Genomic DNA, 17,968 nt, shown 5'->3' with positions numbered 1-17,968 from the left:
ATACAGCATGACCCGTTACCAACATCTGGCTACCCTGCTGGCCGGGCGTATTGAACAAGGTTTATATCGCCACGGCGAAAAGTTGCCCTCGGTGCGCAGCCTCAGCCAGGAGCATGGCGTCAGTATCAGTACCGTGCAGCAGGCTTATCAGGTGCTGGAAAATCTGCAACTGATCACCCCGCAGCCACGCTCCGGTTATTTTGTCGCGCCAAGCAAAGCGAAGCCACCCGTCCCGGCGATGTCGCGCCCGGTTCAGCGCCCGGTGGATGTCACGCAGTGGGACGAAGTGTTGACGCTGTTAGAAGGGCGCGAAGACAAAACACTCGCCACCTTCGGCGGCGGCGCGCCGGATATCAGCCAACCGACGCTTAAACCGCTGTGGCGGGAAATGCAGCGCGTGGTGCAACATCAAATCCAGGACGTACTGCGTTACGATACGTTGCCTGGCCGCCGCGAATTACGCGAGCAGATCGCCCGTCTGATGCTGGATGGCGGCGCGGCTATCACCGCTGATGAAATCGTGATCGCCAGCGGTTGTCATCCCGCGCTGTCGCTGGCGCTGCTGGCCGTCTGCCAGCCGGGCGATATTATCGCTGTTGAATCGCCTTCCTATTACGGCACTATGCAGTTGCTGCGCGGGCTGGATATTAAAGCCATTGAAATTCCGACCGATCCTGAAACCGGTATCAGCATCGAAGCGCTGGAGTTAGCGCTGGAACAGTGGCCGATTAAAGGCGTGATTCTGGTACCGAACTGCAATAACCCGCTCGGTTTTATCATGCCGGAAGCGCGCAAAAAGGCGGTGCTGGCGCTGGCGCAACGTCACGATATTGTGATTTTTGAAGATGATATTTACGGCGAGCTGGCGGCGGTTTACCCGCGCCCTTGCACCATCAAATCGCTGGATATCGATGGCCGCGTGCTGCTGTGCAGCTCCTTCACCAAAACCGTAGCGCCAGGTTTGCGGGTGGGCTGGATTGCGCCAGGGCGTTATCTCGACCGGGTGTTGCACAAAAAATATGCCGCTATCGGCACCAACACGCCCGGCCCACAACTGGCGATGGCGGCGTTTATCCGCGATGGCCACTATCACCGCCATGTGCGCCGCATGCGTCAGATTTACCAGCAGCATCTGGAAACGTACACCTGCTGGGTGCGGCAATATTTTCCCTGCGGGATCTGCGTGACGCGCCCGCAGGGCGGCTATCTGCTGTGGATCGAACTGCCGGAAACAGTGGATATGGTTTGCGTTTCCCGCATGCTTTGCCGTTTGAAAATCCAGATTGCGCCCGGTTCGCTGTTCTCCGCTTCCGGCAAGTACCGAAACTGCCTGCGGCTGAACTGCGCCTTGCCGCTCACCGAGGCAAACCGTGAAGTGATCAAACAGTTAGGAGAAGCGATTCACGCCGCGCTGGAAGAGTGAGGAATTTTTGCAAAAAAAATGCCCCAAAACGTACGGAGCAAGCTCCGACTGGGGCGTAAAGGTGGATGATAAAAAGTAATATGTTATTGCGCTAAAAAGCGCTGAATCTTCTGGCTTATCGCCTTGTTAAGCTGGCAAACCCGCGCTTCCGTCAGGCCAAGGAGCTGGGCTATCTCTTTCAGGCTCATTTCATGCTGGTAATAGAGCGCAAAGATCTTCTGTTCGCGCCCGTCGAGGCTCGCTATCGCGCCGCGCAATGTCCGGCTGAGCACCTCTTCCTCTTCCAGCAGGCGGCTATCCAGCGCGGCCGGCGTCCCTTCACCGGCAGGCAGCGCATCAAGGCTCTCCACTTCGCTGGCCGTGTCGAGCAGACGATGCTGTTGATACTCTTCTGCGCTTAACGCAAAGCGCGCATTCAGTTCGCCAAACCCTGGTGTATGGCCCAGCTCGCGCTCCATTTCACGAATAGCATCGTTGAGTTTGTGCGTCTTTTGCCGCAGACGGCGAGGCCGCCAGTCCTGTTGACGTAATTCATCCAGTACTGCGCCACGAATACGCTGCGCGGCATAACCGGAAAAATGCGTATCCGGATGCCCATAACGACGCAAAGAGGAAAGCAATCCCATCAGGGCAACTTGCTGCATATCGTCTTTGCCCATTACGCTATTTCGCTGCCAGGCCAACTGTTTGACCACTTTATTCACCAGCGGTAAGTAAGTGCTGATATAGCGCGCTTCATCACGCGGCGTCAGGTTTTCTGAAATTGTCAAACTCATTGTTTATGCTACAAAAATGTTATGTAATATTTATTTGAATATGTCTTTTAAAATATAAAATGACAAAATCACCACTCTGAAATAATAATAAATCGCATAAACCAGCAGCGTAATAAAATACATCATTACTAATGATTCTTGCTGAACTGGTAATTAAAATAATACACCAGCATCTTTATTTTTAATTACCCGAAAAACGACAATTTCTGATTTTGAATATTTCAGAATGGTAAAAGATTATCAATATATTCCGGCGTTGATTTCCAGCGTTAATTAATAACAATTGTTCAACATCAATATGAATGGAAAATAACAACCAACCGCTAAGCAGTGCTCTTTGCACAACATGAGCAGCGTCACACTCTTGCCACTCATCCGGTTCAAGAATAAATTATTCTTCTTTTTGCTTTCAGGAATAATATATTATTCCTGAAAGCACGCCGTCACCGCAGCGTAACGGCCAACCCTTCCCGTAACCGTGGAGCGAGACATGAACATTGATCTATCCAGACTGACCACCGAGGGCCGCAATACCGCCAGTGAAAACATCGACATGCTTGATACCGAAGCGATGCTGCGCGTGATCAACAGTGAAGACCAGAAAGTGGCGCTGACGGTGGAAAAAGTGATCCCGGCTATCGCGCAGGCGGTGGATGTGATTGTCGCCGCATTTAAACAGGGCGGCCGTTTGATCTATTGCGGCGCGGGCACTTCCGGGCGTCTTGGCATCCTCGATGCCAGTGAATGTCCCCCAACGTTCGGCACGCCGCGCGAGCAGGTTGTCGGCCTGATTGCCGGTGGTCATCGCGCCATTTTGCAGGCGGTGGAAAACGCTGAAGACAGCCTGACGCTGGGCGTTGACGACCTGAAAGCGCTCAACTTCACCGCGCGAGATGTGCTGGTCGGCATCGCCGCCAGCGGGCGCACGCCGTATGTGATTGCCGCCATGAAATACGCACAAAGCCTGAACGCGACAACCGTAGCGCTCACCTGTAATGAAAACAGCGAAATGGCGCGCATTGCCGATACCGCGATTGTGCCGGTGGTTGGCCCGGAAGTGGTAACCGGTTCCTCGCGCATGAAAGCAGGCACCGCGCAAAAACTGGTGCTCAATATGCTGACCACCGGCGCGATGATCCGCAGCGGCAAAGTCTATGGCAATTTGATGGTGGATGTGGAAGCCACCAACCTGAAGCTGGTGCAGCGTCAGATAAACATTGTGATGGAAGCCACCGGCTGCCCCCGCGACATCGCCGAACAGGCGCTGAAGGCCTGTGGCGGGCGCTGCAAAACCGCCATCGTGATGGTGCTCGGCCAGCTCAGCGCGGAACAGGCGACACATCTACTGGCCGATAACGGCGGCTTTATTCGCCAGGCGCTGGTTGATGCGGGGATCAAGTAATGGCCAAAATCAGCGAACAACTGATCGCGACAATTATCGAAAAGGTCGGCGGTAAGGAGAATATCAATACCTGCGGCAACTGCATGACGCGCCTGCGCCTGACGCTCCGCGACGATTCACGGGTGGAGGCGGAGAGCCTGAAAGCCCTGCCCGGCGTACTGGGCGTGGTGAACAGCGACGATCAGTTGCAGATCATCGTCGGCCCCGGCAAAGCGCAAACCGCAGCGGAAATGCTGAACGCAATGATCGGCGGCCACGCCGCGCCCGTGGAAGCCGCATCGCTGAAGAGCATCGCCAGCGACACCAAACAGCAAATGAAAGCGAAGCAGACCAGCGGCGTGCATCAGTTTCTGGCGAAGTTCGCCACCATCTTTACGCCGCTGATTCCGGGATTTATCGCCGCCGGAATGCTGCTGGGCTTTGCCACCTTAATCGAGCAAAGCCTGCTGCTCAACGCGGCAGAGAAGAACACAACCGTGGCGCACCTCGTCGGCTATATGAAGGTTTTTGGTAAAGGCCTGTTCACCTTCCTGCCGATTCTGATTGGCTATAACGCGCAAAAAGCCTTCGGCGGCAGCGGCGTTAACGGCGCCATTATTGCCGCGCTGTTCGTGTTGGGTTATGACCCCAAAGCCACGGTCGGTTATTTCGCCGGTATCGATAACTTCTTCGGCATGGGAATTGATCCGCGCGGCAACATTATCGGTGTGCTGATCGCCGCGATCCTCGGCGCGTGGATCGAACGCCAAATCCGCAAAGTGGTGCCGGATAACCTCGACATGATCCTCACTTCGCTGCTGACGCTGCTTATCACCGGCGCGCTGGCGTTTGTGGTGATTATGCCGATTGGCGGCGAGCTGTTTAAAGGCATGTCGTGGCTGTTCCTGCACCTAAATGGCAACCCGTTTGGCTGCGCGGTGCTGGCGGGCCTGTTTCTTATCGCCGTGGTGTTTGGCGTTCATCAGGGATTTATTCCGGTTTACTTCGCACTGATGGATGCGCAGGGCTTTAACTCGCTGTTCCCCATTCTGGCGATGGCAGGCGGCGGCCAGGTGGGCGCGGCGCTGGCGCTCTATTTCCGCTCACCTATGCATTCGGTGCTGCGTAACCAGGTGCGCGGGGCGATCATTCCCGGTCTGCTGGGCGTGGGTGAACCGCTGATTTACGCGGTGACCTTGCCGCGCGTGAAGCCTTTCGTCACCGCCTGTATCGGCGGCGCGTGCGGGGGATTTTTTATTGGCACCGTCGCGTGGCTGGGTTTACCGGTCGGCCTGAATACGGTGTTTGGCCCTTCCGGGCTGGTGGCGCTCCCGCTGATGACCTCCGGCCAGGGCATTTACGCCGGGATGGCGGTTTACGCGGCAGGCGTCGTCATCGCTTATCTGTGCGGTTTTATTGCCACCTGGCTCTTTGGCCATAAAAACGTGGATCTCAGCTAATCACTCACCACCCGGCGCAATGCCGGGTGGCGTTTATCCTCAGAATGCCCAGGAAACGCTGCCCACGATGCTGCGCTCCGCACCAAAATAGCAGTAAGAGAGCGAGTTACAGGCGGCTACGTAGCGTTTGTCCGTCAGGTTATTGACGTTCAACTGCGCACTTATCCCCTTCAGGCCAACATGGCTCAGATCGTAGCCGACGGCCAGATCCACCAGCGTATAGGACGGCAGCGTGTGCGTGTTCTGGCGATCGGAGGTAATGCCATTCACATAACGCACGCCGGAACCAATCGTCAGCCCGTTGAACAACCCCGTTTTCACGTCATAACTGAGCCAGGCGCTGGCCTGATTGCGCGGCGCATACACCGCACGTTTTCCCTGCTCTTCCGCGCTGCTTTTCTTGTAGCGAATGTCGTTGTAGGTGTAGGCGGCCTGCAAACGCAGGTTGTCCGTCAACTGACCGACCGCTTCCAGCTCCACCCCTTCCGATTCGATTTCGCCGATTGAGCGGTACGGATCGGTCGGCTCCACTTTGGTGGCAATATTTTCCTGGTTGATGCGATAGACCGAGGCGCTGTACATCGTCTGTGAACCTTCCGGCTGGAATTTCAGCCCCGCTTCCCACTGCTTGCCTTTCATCGGCTGCAAAATTTTGCCGTATTCATCGGTAAAACTGGTCGGCGTAAAGGCGGTTGAGTAGCTGACGTACGGCGCGAACCCGCTGTCGAACAGATACATCAGCGCCGCGCGGCTGCTAAAGTGATCCTGATCCAGCGTATCGCGGGTATCGTTGATCTTGTTGACGTTGGTGATCTTCACCTGATCGTGACGACCGCCGAGCGTCAGCCGCCAGCGATCGAGCGACATCTGATCCTGCAAGTAGATCCCGGTCTGCTCCAGCTTGTGTTTTTCCCGGCTGTAGACCGAAATTGACAGCGGATCGGCGCCGTAAACCGGGTTAAATGCATCAATCGCCGGGAAACTGCCATACGAAGCGGTGACATTATTGCTGCGGCGCTGATAATCGACGCCGAGCAGTAGGCGGTGGTTAATGATGCCGGTATCAACACTGCCATCAATCTGGTTATCCAGCGTGATGGCCGACAGCGATTCGTCGGAACCGGAATAGCCGCGGTTCAGTTCCGTATCATTCAGCCAGCCTGCGGCATACACCTGGTTGAGATTCACTTTGGTGTGCAGGTAGCGCAGCTTCTGGCGGACCGACCAGCCGCTGTCAAAGGCGTGCTCGAGGTTATAACCAACCATATTTTCCCGGCGGTCATAGTTGTCGTAATCATCTTCCCCTTCAAAAAAGGTGTTAGAAATCTTTCTGCCCGCATGCGACGTTACGGTGCCTTCATACGGCAAACCGGAGTGGCTGCCGCCTTCAGGATCGCGATGCAGATAGGCCATCAGTTCAAGGCGGGTTTGATCGGTGATACGCCACGTCAGGCTCGGTGCGATGGCATAACGCTGCTCTTTTAAATAGTCGAATTGCGAATCCGCATAGCGGGTCATGCCGGTTAAACGCACCGCTACGCGGTCGTTATCGTCTACCGGCCCCGTGACATCAAATGCCGCGCCGCGCTGGTTGTTATTACCCGCGAACAATTTCACTTCGCCACCGGGGTCAAACGACGGTTTACGCGAGTTCAGCGCGACAATCCCGCCCGGCGAGGAGCGGCCATACAGCACCGAAGCCGGGCCGCGCACCACTTCCACGCTGTCGAGGAACCAGGGATCGATAACCAGCGAGCTGTGCGAGTTGGTGTCGCCCATTAGTTTCAGGCCATCGAGGTAGACATTATCCAGGCTGCCGTCGGAGAAGCCGCGCAGCACGATGTAATCAAAACGGTTCGATGCGCCGATCTGGTTGCTGTACACGCCCGGCGTGTAACTCACCGCCTGGCGCACGCTGGTTGCGCCCTGCTCTTCATACTGCTGGCGCGTGACAATCGATACTGCCTGCGGCGTTTCGATATCCGGCGTCTCCAGCTTGGTCGCGCCGCTTTGCATTTGTGAGGTGACCACCACCGTATCGTGGGTGGTTAAAGTTTCCTGTGCCAGAACCGATACGTTCATCCCGCCGGTAATACCAATCATTAGCGCCAGTCGCGTTTTTGCGAACATGAAAATCTCCAGAAGCCATTATTATTGTAAATAAGAATTATTACCCTTTTGGCTTCCGCAATAGCTATGCGCAATGACGATTCACCTATGCGCAGTGACAAAACGCACGCAAAAAAGTCGCTATGGTCTATGGCCAGAAATCAGGCGAGGCGCATTTCGCTGGGTGCCACACCGTAGCGGCGACGAAAAGCGGTAGAGAAATTCGTGGCATGCTGATAGCCCGACATCCAGGCCGCCTGCTGTACGCTATACCCTTGCGCCAGATAGCGCCGCGCCAGTTCAAGGCGGCAGTCGCGCAGGTAATCAAACACGGAATGGCCATACGCCTGGCGGAACTTCACGCGCAAACTGCTGGAACTCATTGCCGCCAGTTGGGCTAATGCGGTGAGGGTGTACTCTTTTTCCGGCTGCTGTTCCAGCAAACGGCGCACGGTTTCCAGCCGGTGCTGCTCGCTGCTGGCGGCGGAACTGCGTTTTTCGCTGCCTGGCAAGGGTTGCGACAGCGCATGCCCGAGCAATTGCAGCATCACGCCTTCAAGGATCAACTGGCGCGATAAACCCGGTTGCTGGCTCTGCTGCGTGTGTTGCAGCCCGGAAAGCAAAAATGCCGGAACGGACCATAAAAAGGTCGGCGCGCCGTGCGCTTCCCACTGCTGCAAAAGCGCCGTCAGCAACGGCGATTGTTGGCAGCGCAGCGGATCAACACCCATCGACAGCGTACGCAAGTGGTTATCCGCCTGATGGCTGGCGTTCATCACCTGCTGGTCGCTCAGGCGCGAGGTAAATGCCATCCCCGCGCGCACGATAAATGCTTTGCCGTTCAGGCGCAGTTGCACGCAACCTTCCAGCACCACCAGCATATAGAGCGGGCAACTGTGCAGCGATGTGGTTTCATAGGGTTGCAGGACGCGAATATCCGAGCGGGTAAGATTCAGGCCGGAGGAGAGCGTCATCTCTTCGACTTCTCCCTGAATCACCATGCGCTTTTCTTTGTGAAACGATCGCCCGGACGCCAGCGCCGGGAAACGGTAGTCGATCCCGTAGCGCTCGCCAAAGCCGATAAAATCTTCAACCGAAAAGTCTCTTTTTTGCATAGCCAACAGCCGCCGCGAACCCCTGCCCGACGCCGGGCGAAACGGCTTACACCTTATCATCCGGCCTGGTGTGCTTCAATAATATTGAGAATTATTCTCACATAAGTATGACAAGATGTTAACCACTTCCGCGCGCGCCCATCGAGGCGATAATCTGCTGGCGCAGCCATTGATGGCCGGGATCTCGGTGCAACCGTTCATGCCAGAGCATCAGCATGTCAAAGCCCGGAAGATCCAGCGGCGGCTCGACCACCTGCAAAGTGCGGTTGTTCGCGACCAGCCGCTCCGGCAGTACCGCTACCAAATCAGTGCGGGCGAGCGCATCGAGCATAAACAGGAAATGGGGAACGGAGAGCACCACGTTGCGCTGCAAACCGCGCTCCGCCAGCGCGATATCCGTTGCCGCATGAAAACCGCCGCCTTCTGGCGAGACAATCACATGTTCCAGCTGGCAAAACTGCGCCAGCGTCGGGCCGCCGTTGATTAACGCCGGATGGTGCAAACGCCCGGCCAGCACGTAGCGCTCGGTGAACAATAACCGCTGGTGCAGAGCAGGCGGCGCGCCTTCGCGTAGATGGAAAAAGAGATCGATATCGCCCTGCCCGGCCTGGCGCTGGATCTGCAACGGGCTGAGTTCAAATATCGCCAGACGGCTGCCCGGCGCGGCGGCGCGAAAATGGCTCAGTAAAGGGAGCAGTATCGCCGATTCTGTATAGTCGGTGGCCGCCACGCGCCAGGTGACGGCGGCGCGGGCAGGATCGAAAGCGCTGGCAGGCGCCACCGCTCGTTCCAGCGCTTCCAGCGCCTGACGCAGCGGTTCGCGCAGTTCCTCGGCCCTGGCGGTCGGCTGCATACCGCGCGGCCCCGGCAGAAGTAACGGATCGGCAAAAATGTCCCGCAATCGCGCCAATTGAACGCTGACGGAAGGCTGAGAAAGATTCAGGCGCTGCGCCGTGCGCGTCACATTATGTTCGCTCAACAGCACATCCAGCGTACGCAGCAGATTGAGATCCAGCCGGTGCAAATTAACCATGACTATACCTGTGATATAAGCAATTAATTTCCACTATATCCGTCACTCTCCTACCCTGCACACTCAATTTTGTTGCCTGGAGTTGTTATGAACGTACTGATTGTTTATGCCCACCCGCAGCCCCATTCGCTCAATGGCGCGCTAAAGGATTTTGCCGTGCAGCATCTGGAAAATGCCGGTCATCAGGTCGAGGTTTCCGATCTCTATGCCATGCAGTGGAAATCGCAGCTTGATGCCAATGACAGCAGCGCGCCGCCGGTGGGTGATTTTTATCATCCTTCGTCTGATTCAAAACAGGCGTTTGAGCGGGGAACACAGGCGGACGACATCGCCCGGGAACAGGCCAAACTGCAACGCGCCGATGCGGTGATTTTCCAGTTTCCGCTGTGGTGGTTCTCCATGCCGGCGATCATGAAAGGCTGGGTCGATCGCGTTTATGCCTGCGGGTTTGCCTACGGCGTGGGCGAACACAGCGACACGCACTGGGGCGATCGTTACGGCGAAGGGAGTCTGGCGGGGAAACGGGCGATGCTGCTGGTGACCACCGGCGGCTGGGAATCGCATTACGCTCCGCGCGGTATTAACGGCCCGATCGACGATCTGCTGTTTCCGATCCAGCATGGGATCCTGTTTTATCCTGGCTTCGAGGTGCTGCCGCCGCTGGTGTTTTATCGCAGCAACCGCATGGATGAAACGCGCTTTGCCGAATGTTGTACCGCGCTGGCGCAGCGGCTGGATACGCTCTGGTCAGCAGAACCGCTGGCCTTTCGTCGGCAAAACGGCGGCGATTACCTGATTCCGCAACTGACGCTGCGCCCGGACCTTGCCCCCGGCGAAAGCGGGCTGTCGATCCATCAACAACGTAAATAACCCACTCACCGGTGCGAGCCATGCGCGCCGGTGAGTGTTATCTCACCTTTTTCGCATCTTCTCTCCACAATCTGTTTTTTTGTAACTTTCTATAAGTTCCAGGCAAAAATGTTGCCCCGGACGCGCGGATTCGTTTATTTTAATTGCTCATGAGAACGATCACTCTCACCAAAACGACACGAGGGACAGAGATGCCGACCAAACTATCGCAGGAGCAGCGCCACCAGCAACGCCAGGACGAGATTATTGCCGCCGCGCGCCGCCGCTTTCGCATTAGCGGATTCCACGCGGCCAGCATGTCGCAAATCGCCCTCGAAGCTCAGCTCAGCGTTGGGCAGATTTACCGTTATTTCGTCAATAAAGACGCCATTATCGAAGAGATGATCCGCCGGATTATCGACTACCGCATCGCCGAAATGCAGGGTAAGACCGAAACCGAACACCTGCCGGAAATACTGGCCTGGCGGCACACCCTCAGCCCTGACGATGATGCGCTGATGCTGGAGATGGCGGCGGAGGCAACGCGCAACCCTCGCGTGCAGGAGATGCTGGTCGAGGCCGATGTCCGGATGTTTGAAAACGCCTGCGCGCATATGCAGAGCCGCTATCCACAATTAAGCGATGAACGCATTCGCTGTAGCGTGGAGCTACTGGCAACGCTGATGGAAGGCACCACTTTCCGTCGCCTGACGCCGCAAAAAAGCGACCCGGCGCAAATGCAGGTGCTGTACCAGGAAATCATCACCATGCTGTTTAAGCATTAAATCCCCGACTATTCGGTTCTGATGTGGTTTCACCGGAGCCGACGCCGTATTTTGACCGGAGTTGTTATGCCACGGATCTCTCTTGCCTGGACGATAGTACTGGGCATGCTGACGGCCATTGGGCCGATTTGTACCGATCTCTATCTTCCCGCGCTGCCGGATATTACCCGGCAACTCAGCACCACCACCACGCTGACGCAGCTCTCGCTGACCGCCTCGCTGCTGGGGTTGGGTCTGGGGCAGCTTTTTTTCGGCCCGCTGAGCGATAGGCTGGGACGCAAGCGTCCGCTGATGCTCTCCCTGCTGCTGTTTATCCTCTCTTCCGTATTGTGCGCGACCACGCAGGATATTCACTGGCTGATCTTCTGGCGTTTTATCCAGGGTCTGGCGGGCGCAGGCGGTTCAGTGCTCTCCCGCGCGATTGCTCGTGATAAGTATCACGGCACACTGCTGACGCAATTTTTCGCCCTTCTGATGACGGTAAACGGCATTGCGCCAATCGTCTCGCCGGTGCTCGGCGGTTATATCGCCTCTACGCTGCACTGGCGCGCGCTGTTCTGGACGATGGCGGCGGTTGGCGTGGTATTGCTGCTCTCCAGCATGGTGGTACTGAAAGAGACATTGCCGGAGAAAAGCAGCGGCGGCGGGCTGCTCAGCACCTCGCTTACCGTGCTTAAAAATAAGCAGTTTTCTACCTTCTGCTTTATTCAGGCCTTTATGCTGGCTGGATTATTTTCCTATATCGGTTCGTCGTCCTTTGTTCTGCAAAGCGAATATGGCCTGACGGCGATGCAGTTCAGCCTGCTGTTCGCGGTAAATGGCGGCGGGCTGATTATTTCGGCGCTGATCTTTGCCCGGCTGGCGCGATTTATTGACGGGCAAAAGCTGTTAACGCGCGGCCTGTTACTGGCCGTTTGCAGTGCCGCACTGACCGCGCTGTTTGCCGGATTCGGCATGCCCGTGCTGGCGCTGGTGGGATTGTTCCTCACCGTGGCGCTGAACAGCGGGATTTCAACCATTGCCGGTTCGGCCGCGATGAACAGCGTCGAAGCCCGCCATTCCGGCACCGCATCGGCGTTACTGGGCATGTTGATGTTCGTCTTTGGCGGCATCGCCACGCCGTTGTCCGGTATCGGCGGCGAAGCAATGTGGAAGATGAGTTTCGCCATTGTGCTGGCGTATAGCGCCGCGCTGGTGATTCATGTTTGCGGGCGGCGTCGAAACCATTAGCCACAGAGGTTGACCAAATGGCAACAACCCTGTACTGTTGACTGATTGGCAACGGACGCTCAGGGCAAAAGAAATGCACTTAATCTCAATGAAGGCGATCAAGGAAGCAGTCGATCGCTTTCCTCAACACAAAACAGCGCTTCTCACGCTGGCGAAAACGATTGAAAAAGCAGACTGCCCGACACCGAATGATCTTAAAAGGCTTTACCCGACTCTCGATAATTTTAAATACCTGAGTAAATATTATGTCATTGATATAGCGAACAATAGTCTCAGGATTGTGGCGCTTATCTTTTTTGAAAATCAAAAATTCTATGTCCGGCATATATTTACGCATAGGGAATATGATCGGTTTACCGAACAACATCGCTCGAAGGGGAAGAAAAAATGATCGTCGCTGATGCATTAAAAGCCACCAATGATCTGATTGCTGCGGTTCCCCTATTGGGGGAACACCCGGACGAAAAAGATTACCAGGACGCATTAGAGCTGGTTGAATATCTGCTGGAGAATAACCCCACGACACCGCTACTGGATATCCTCTGCGCGAAGATAAGCGCTTACGAAAACAGCCAGCCAGAAATTATTGCTTTGCGTGAAGAAATGGCAACAATTCCCCCAGGGCTTGCCGTACTGAGAACATTGATGGATCAGTACCACCTGACCACTTCCGACTTTCAGGATGAAATCGGCAGCAAATCAATGGTATCCCGAGTTCTCAACGGTGAGCGCCAGCTTAATATCAATCACATCAAGAAATTAGCTGCCCGCTTTGGTGTGTCGCCGCTTTTGTTTATTTCCTGAGACTTAACCCTTCTTCCCGCCCGGCTTTAACCCACGGTGAAACTCATTAATGCGTTTCACCGTTTTAATGGCCTGCTGCGAAGTGGCGGAAGCGACCGACAAAACAATCATCTCCAGACACAGCAGTACCGTGCCGTGCAGCGGGATCTTACCCTTCTCGCCGCCGCGCGGTACATGGATTACCACATCCGCTTGCTGGCTAAAACGCGAGTCCGTCGCATTGGTCAGCAGGATCACCGGAATCCCCAGACGCCGCGTCTCTTTCAGCGTGGTCAGCCCTTCGCGGTGTGCCGATTTTTGCGCCATCATGATCAGCACATCGCCGCGCTGCAAATTGATCAGCTGCTCGGCGAGCGCAATGCCGGTGCGGTTGAGCGGCGTCGCGGGCAGGCCAATGCGGCTGAATAATCGCGCGGCATACTCCGCCAGGATCCCCGACGCGCCGATGCCGAAAATCGCCACCTGCCGCGCCTCCACCAGCAGGGCCACCGCCTGCGCAATCGCATAGCGGTTATCCGGCGCTGAAAGCACTTCACAGGTGTACTGATGTCCTTCGAGCACAAAATCGATGCCGGAATTGACATCGCAGGCGAGCGCATTCACCGTACTGCTCATCTTTTCTGCTGATGAAATGGCCGGGCCAAACCAGTGCTCCAGCGTCTGTTTTAGATCCCGCAGCCCGGCAAAGCCCAGTGCCTGAATGGCGCGTACCACCGTGGCATCTGAAGTTTGCGTCGCTGCTGCGATCTCAATCGCGGTATGTTCCAGCACCACATCGCGATTTTCATTGATATAGCGGGCAACGGCCTGCAAACGCGGCGACAGCGTGTGCGCCCGCGCGCGAAAGCGTTCACCGTACACATCCACGCGATTTTTCGCTTTTTTTGTGCTCAGCATCGTTGCGGCTCCTTACTTCGCGGCAGGCAGCGGTCGCCCGGCGATTTGTGATTGCACCTGCGCCACCATCAGACTCAGAGAAGCAAAGGAGTTGGAGATCGCTTCCTCACGGGAGATCAGCACGTAATGCCCGCTACGGCAGGCATTGAGAAAATCGCACCAGCCCGGCATCACCGCATCCATCGCCGCCATCTCATCCTGCGGTTTACCGCCGGTATCGCCGCGCCAGGTGGCGAAGACAAAATCAGCGTCCAGCTCCGGCAAACGTTCGGCGCTGACATCAATGCGCCCACCTTCAGGAATGCTGTCGATCAGTTTCGGAAAACGAAAACCGGCATCGCGCAGCACGCGCCCCAGCGAATGATAGCTGTGTAATGCGTTGATTTTGCCGTTGTTCGCCTGAATCACCGACACGGTGATTTTGCTGGTGTCGATCGTATTTTTTAGCGCTGCAATCTGTTCATGGTAACGGCGCTCAAGGATCTGCAAGCGTGCCTGCGTGCCGGTGAGCTGTGCCAGCTTGCGGTAGATCTCCGGCGCACCGCCTTGCAAGTGATCGATACTTACCGTCGGCGCGATCTTCTCTAACTGCTCCACCGGCGTGTTGCGGCTCGGCTCGGTGATGATCAGATCCGGTTTCGCGGCGGCGATCGCTTCAATATCGATATCCGCCGTACCAATAAACGCAATGTCCGAGTTATCAAAGTCGACGCCGGTCAGCATGCCGCTGGAGCGCAGCGTATGGCTGCCGTCGGCGCGGGTACGCCCGTGGCTGGCGACCGGCGACACACCTAATTCGATCAAAGGAATGGTGATATCCAGATCGTGCAGTGACACGATGCGTTTTGGATGCAGCGGTACCGTGACCACGCGCCCCAAATCATCGGTGAAGGTTTGTGTCGGCTCCGCAGCGCCCGCGCTCAGACCAACCAGCAATAACAGTGAAAAAACCAGGCGCATACGGCTCCTTAAGCTTATAAACGATCGCGTCGCCGCCACAGCAGCAGCAGAAAAAAAGGCCCGCCAATCAGTGAGATGACGATCCCGGCGGGAATTTGCAGCGGCGCAAACACCAGACGGCCAGTCGAATCCGCCACCAGCACCAGCAGGCCGCCGAGCAGCGCACTGCCCCACAGCAGCGCCCGCTGGCCGCCGCGCAGCAGAAAACGCGCCATATGCGGGGCGATCAACCCGACAAAACCGATGCTACCAACGCAGGAAACGCTGGCGGCCGTCAGCAATACCGGCGCGATCACCCGCAGCCATGCAAGGTGCGACAGGCGAACGCCGAGCCCGGTTGCTGCCTGATTGCCCAGCAGCGCCACATCGGCGGCGCGCGCCGTTAACAGCAAAATCAGCGTCGCGGGCAGCGCCCAACACAGCGCGACGATCAACAGCGGCCAGGTGGCGGCGTGCAGGCTGCCTGCCAGCCACATCATTGCCGTCTGCACATCACGTACATCCGCCGTAGTCATAAAGACGCCGATACCGGCGGCGAAGGTCCAGGAGACGCCAATGCCAAGCAGCACAAAGCGCGGACGAGCAACATCGCGCGCCAGCCCCATCACCAGCCCGGCAGCCAGTAAACCGCCCGCCATACCCGCCAGCGGACGCCAGACCAGCCCGACCGCCGGGAAGCAGAGCACCAGCGTCAGCACCACCACGCTGGCTCCCTCTTTCACGCCAATCAGCCCCGGATCGGCCAGCCCGTTGCGGGTGATGGACTGCATCGCCGCCCCCGCCATGCCCAGCATCGCACCGCACAGCAGCGCCATCAGCACGCGGGGCAGGCGAATATCCCACACTACGTAGTGCTGTTCAGCGCTCAGCGCATCAGGCAGCAACAGTGCCCGGCCAATGGCGGAAGCGGGAACCGGTAACGAACCTTGCGTCACACTGGAAAGCAGCAGCATTAACGACAAAAAACTCAGGCCTGCCAGCCACCACAGCGCGTGCGGGCGCAGCAAGCGGGAGAAGCCGCCAAGCCGCAAGCCGCGCAGCCCGGCGTGTTCAGGTAAGTGGCTCATTTGAAAAACCTCGCCGCCAGCAGAATAAAGAGCGGCGCGCCCACCAGCGCAGTCATCACGCCGGTAGCGAGTTCCTGCGGCGACAGTAACGTCCGGGCGGCGATATCTGCCAGCAGTAACAATAATGCGCCGCCGAGCGCTGACAGCGGGACGACCGCACGCAAATCATCCCCGGCAAAGCGTCGCACCATATGCGGAACGACGAGGCCAATAAACCCTATCGGCCCGGCGACCGAAACGGCCGCACCGCACAGCAAGGCAATGGCGGCCAACGACAGCACGCGAGTGCGCAGCAGAGAAACGCCCAGGCCGCGCGCCATATTGTCACCGAGCGCCAGCATATTCAGCGCTGGCGCGAGCCACAGCGCCAGAGCAAATCCACCGCCTGCAACCAGTGATGCAGCCCGCAGCACCGGCCAGCTTAGCCCGGCGAGATCGCCCGCCAGCCAGCTACGGATGCTCAGCAGTGTCTGTTCATCGAGGATCAGGATCGCAGCGGTGATGGAGGAAGCAAAAGTGGAAATCGCCACGCCGCACAGCGTCACTTTTAATGGCGTAAAACCGGATCGCCCGGCAGCAGAGATCGCCATCACCAGGGAAAAAAGCAGCGCCGCGCCGCCCGCGGCGATAAATGCGCGGCTGAAGATGCCATCGCCAACGCTTACCCCCAGCGCCGTTGTGGCAACAACCGCCAGCGCCGCCCCCGAATTCAGCCCGAGGATATGCGGCTCGCCGAGCGGGTTGCGGATCACCGACTGCAACAACGACCCGGCAACACCTAACGCCGCGCCGGTAAACAGCGCAGCCAGCAGCCGCAGTAAGCGCAGGCTGATAATGACGCGGTGATCGAAATTGTTGGGATCAAAATCCACCAGCGCCTGCACCACCGTGGGCGGCGCGATGTAGCGCGCGCCAAGACCAAGATGCGCCACAGCCGCTGCCAGCAACAGCAGCAGCAAGCCAGATGCCGTCGCGCTGATGCGCCCGCCGCGTCGGGTAGAAAGCGCAAGCGAACTCATTCGCCGGAACCTGCCGGTTTACGAAAAGGCATAAAGAACGGTTTTCCGGTCAATGGGTTAATCGACATTTGCACATCCACATCGAACACGTTTTTGATCAGCGCAGGTGTGCAACTGTCGCCTTCGTGGATCACGCCCTGCAAACGGCCCTGCTTGAGGAACACCAGCGTGTCGCCATAATTCACGGCGAAATTGAGGTCGTGCAACACCACCACCACCGTGCGGCCATGATCGCGGGTTAAGGTCTGCAAGAGTTCGAGGATCTCGACCTGATAGCGCAGATCGAGAAAAGTCGTCGGTTCATCCAGCAGGATCACCGGCGTTTGTTGTGCCAGTGCCATCGCGATCCAGCAGCGCTGGCGCTGGCCGCCGGAGAGGCTATCAACCGTTTGGTGGGCAAATTCCGCCGTGCCGGTCAGATGCAACGCTTCCAGCACCGCCAGTTCGTCCTCTTCAGACCACTGGCGCATAAAGCTTTGCCATGGAAAACGCCCGCGTGATACCAGCTCAAAAACAGTCAGACCTTCCGGCACCAGCGGCGACTGCGGAAGAAGACCTAACTGGCGGGAGACGGCTTTGGTTGGCTGTTGATGAATGGCTTTGCCATCAAGCAGCACGCTGCCGCCAAGCGGTTTGAGCATGCGGGCGATGGTGCCGAGCAAGGTGGATTTGCCGGAGCCGTTAGCCCCGACCAGCACCGTCATTTTTCCATGCGGGATAGTGAGGGTAATGTCATCAACGATGACCTGCTTTTGATAGCCCGCCGACAGGCCGTCGAGCACAATCCCCTGCTGAGCTTGCTGTTCCACTCGCTGTGGCATGTTAACTCCTGCGCCGCAACCGCGTGGAAACCCGTGCGCGCTAATCTTTCAAATAAAAATAACTCTCATTCTCTTTTCGATTTTGCCGTCTGGTAATGTAGTAGTCAAGCAGCATCATGACAGAATCCAGAAACCCCAAAACGTGTGTTACTACAGGCGACTACATTGATCGTGAAAATTATTAATTTTAATTATTTCATATGGTTAAAAAGATAAATCTGAGCAGCCGCGCTGCGCTT

At 57.0% G+C, this 17,968-nt stretch carries 17 protein-coding genes; 8 read left to right on the top strand and 9 right to left on the bottom strand.

Annotated features, from left to right (window positions below):
- Nucleotides 1–7: 7 nt before the first annotated feature.
- Nucleotides 8–1,423: a PLP-dependent aminotransferase family protein gene (locus C0557_RS02265; protein WP_208657355.1), complete on the top strand. Its 1,416-nt coding sequence runs from the start codon at nt 8–10 to the stop codon at nt 1,421–1,423.
- An 83-nt stretch (nt 1,424–1,506) separates the two neighbouring features.
- On the opposite strand, the gene C0557_RS02260 is transcribed toward C0557_RS02265, so the two are convergent.
- Complete coding sequence (locus C0557_RS02260) at nt 1,507–2,199, bottom strand: FliA/WhiG family RNA polymerase sigma factor (RefSeq protein WP_074774677.1); 693 nt, start codon at nt 2,197–2,199, stop codon at nt 1,507–1,509.
- 490 nt (nt 2,200–2,689) lie between these two features.
- On the opposite strand from C0557_RS02260, the gene murQ reads away from it, so the two are divergent.
- Both murQ and murP read left to right on the top strand, forming a co-directional pair.
- Nucleotides 2,690–3,601, top strand: coding sequence for an N-acetylmuramic acid 6-phosphate etherase (murQ, locus tag C0557_RS02255; RefSeq protein WP_208657354.1), 912 nt, complete (start codon nt 2,690–2,692; stop codon nt 3,599–3,601).
- The gene (gene murP, locus C0557_RS02250) at nt 3,601–5,040 is read left to right on the top strand and encodes a PTS N-acetylmuramic acid transporter subunit IIBC (RefSeq protein ID WP_208657353.1); all 1,440 of its coding nucleotides are present in this window, start codon (nt 3,601–3,603) and stop codon (nt 5,038–5,040) included. The genes murQ and murP overlap by 1 nt, the downstream gene beginning before the upstream one ends.
- 39 nt (nt 5,041–5,079) lie before the next feature.
- On the opposite strand, the gene C0557_RS02245 is transcribed toward murP, so the two are convergent.
- The 3 genes from C0557_RS02245 to C0557_RS02235 form a co-directional block, all read right to left on the bottom strand.
- Nucleotides 5,080–7,170 carry a TonB-dependent siderophore receptor gene (locus C0557_RS02245; protein WP_208657352.1) on the bottom strand — a complete coding sequence of 697 codons (2,091 nt, stop codon included), beginning with the start codon at nt 7,168–7,170 and terminating at the stop codon, nt 5,080–5,082.
- A gap of 140 nt (nt 7,171–7,310) precedes the next feature.
- On the bottom strand, nt 7,311–8,264 hold the full coding sequence (locus C0557_RS02240; RefSeq protein ID WP_208657351.1) for an AraC family transcriptional regulator: 954 nt from the start codon (nt 8,262–8,264) through the stop codon (nt 7,311–7,313).
- Between the two features lie 118 nt (nt 8,265–8,382).
- A complete protein-coding gene (locus C0557_RS02235; protein ID WP_208657350.1) occupies nt 8,383–9,297 on the bottom strand; it encodes a LysR family transcriptional regulator in 915 nt (304 codons plus the stop codon).
- Between the two features lie 87 nt (nt 9,298–9,384).
- Here C0557_RS02235 and C0557_RS02230 point away from each other — a divergent pair, with 87 nt between their 5' ends.
- The 5 genes from C0557_RS02230 to C0557_RS02210 all read left to right on the top strand — a co-directional run bounded on the left by C0557_RS02230 (nt 9,385) and on the right by C0557_RS02210 (nt 12,965).
- A complete protein-coding gene (locus C0557_RS02230) occupies nt 9,385–10,167 on the top strand; it encodes an NAD(P)H-dependent oxidoreductase (RefSeq protein ID WP_208657349.1) in 783 nt (260 codons plus the stop codon).
- A gap of 191 nt (nt 10,168–10,358) precedes the next feature.
- Nucleotides 10,359–10,931 (top strand): TetR/AcrR family transcriptional regulator, encoded by a 573-nt coding sequence (locus tag C0557_RS02225; protein ID WP_208657348.1) that lies wholly within the window; start codon nt 10,359–10,361, stop codon nt 10,929–10,931.
- A gap of 66 nt (nt 10,932–10,997) precedes the next feature.
- Entirely contained in the window at nt 10,998–12,161 is a 1,164-nt protein-coding gene (locus C0557_RS02220) for a multidrug effflux MFS transporter (protein WP_208657347.1), read from the top strand.
- Between the two features lie 73 nt (nt 12,162–12,234).
- On the top strand, nt 12,235–12,552 hold the full coding sequence (locus C0557_RS02215; protein WP_043955184.1) for a type II toxin-antitoxin system HigB family toxin: 318 nt from the start codon (nt 12,235–12,237) through the stop codon (nt 12,550–12,552).
- Nucleotides 12,549–12,965: a type II toxin-antitoxin system HigA family antitoxin gene (locus tag C0557_RS02210; RefSeq protein WP_043955186.1), complete on the top strand. Its 417-nt coding sequence runs from the start codon at nt 12,549–12,551 to the stop codon at nt 12,963–12,965. Before C0557_RS02215 ends, C0557_RS02210 begins: the two co-directional genes overlap by 4 nt.
- Nucleotides 12,966–12,968: 3 nt before the next feature.
- Here C0557_RS02210 and C0557_RS02205 read toward each other — a convergent pair whose 3' ends face one another.
- From C0557_RS02205 to C0557_RS02185, 5 genes are read right to left on the bottom strand one after another with little or no spacing between them, the layout of a single operon-like run.
- Nucleotides 12,969–13,862 (bottom strand): MurR/RpiR family transcriptional regulator, encoded by an 894-nt coding sequence (locus C0557_RS02205; protein WP_208657346.1) that lies wholly within the window; start codon nt 13,860–13,862, stop codon nt 12,969–12,971.
- Between the two features lie 12 nt (nt 13,863–13,874).
- On the bottom strand, nt 13,875–14,822 hold the full coding sequence (locus tag C0557_RS02200; protein ID WP_208657345.1) for an iron-siderophore ABC transporter substrate-binding protein: 948 nt from the start codon (nt 14,820–14,822) through the stop codon (nt 13,875–13,877).
- A 14-nt stretch (nt 14,823–14,836) separates the two neighbouring features.
- The gene (locus C0557_RS02195) at nt 14,837–15,889 is read right to left on the bottom strand and encodes an iron ABC transporter permease (RefSeq protein ID WP_208657344.1); all 1,053 of its coding nucleotides are present in this window, start codon (nt 15,887–15,889) and stop codon (nt 14,837–14,839) included.
- A complete protein-coding gene (locus C0557_RS02190; RefSeq protein ID WP_208657343.1) occupies nt 15,886–16,908 on the bottom strand; it encodes an iron ABC transporter permease in 1,023 nt (340 codons plus the stop codon). The genes C0557_RS02195 and C0557_RS02190 overlap by 4 nt, the downstream gene beginning before the upstream one ends.
- Entirely contained in the window at nt 16,905–17,729 is an 825-nt protein-coding gene (locus tag C0557_RS02185; RefSeq protein ID WP_208657342.1) for an ABC transporter ATP-binding protein, read from the bottom strand. The genes C0557_RS02190 and C0557_RS02185 overlap by 4 nt, the downstream gene beginning before the upstream one ends.
- Nucleotides 17,730–17,968 lie beyond the last annotated feature (239 nt).

Source organism: Kosakonia sp. MUSA4 (assembly GCF_013085925.1).
In the GTDB taxonomy this organism is placed as follows: domain Bacteria; phylum Pseudomonadota; class Gammaproteobacteria; order Enterobacterales; family Enterobacteriaceae; genus Kosakonia; species Kosakonia sacchari_B.
This window is presented reverse-complemented; position numbering and strand designations above follow the sequence as displayed.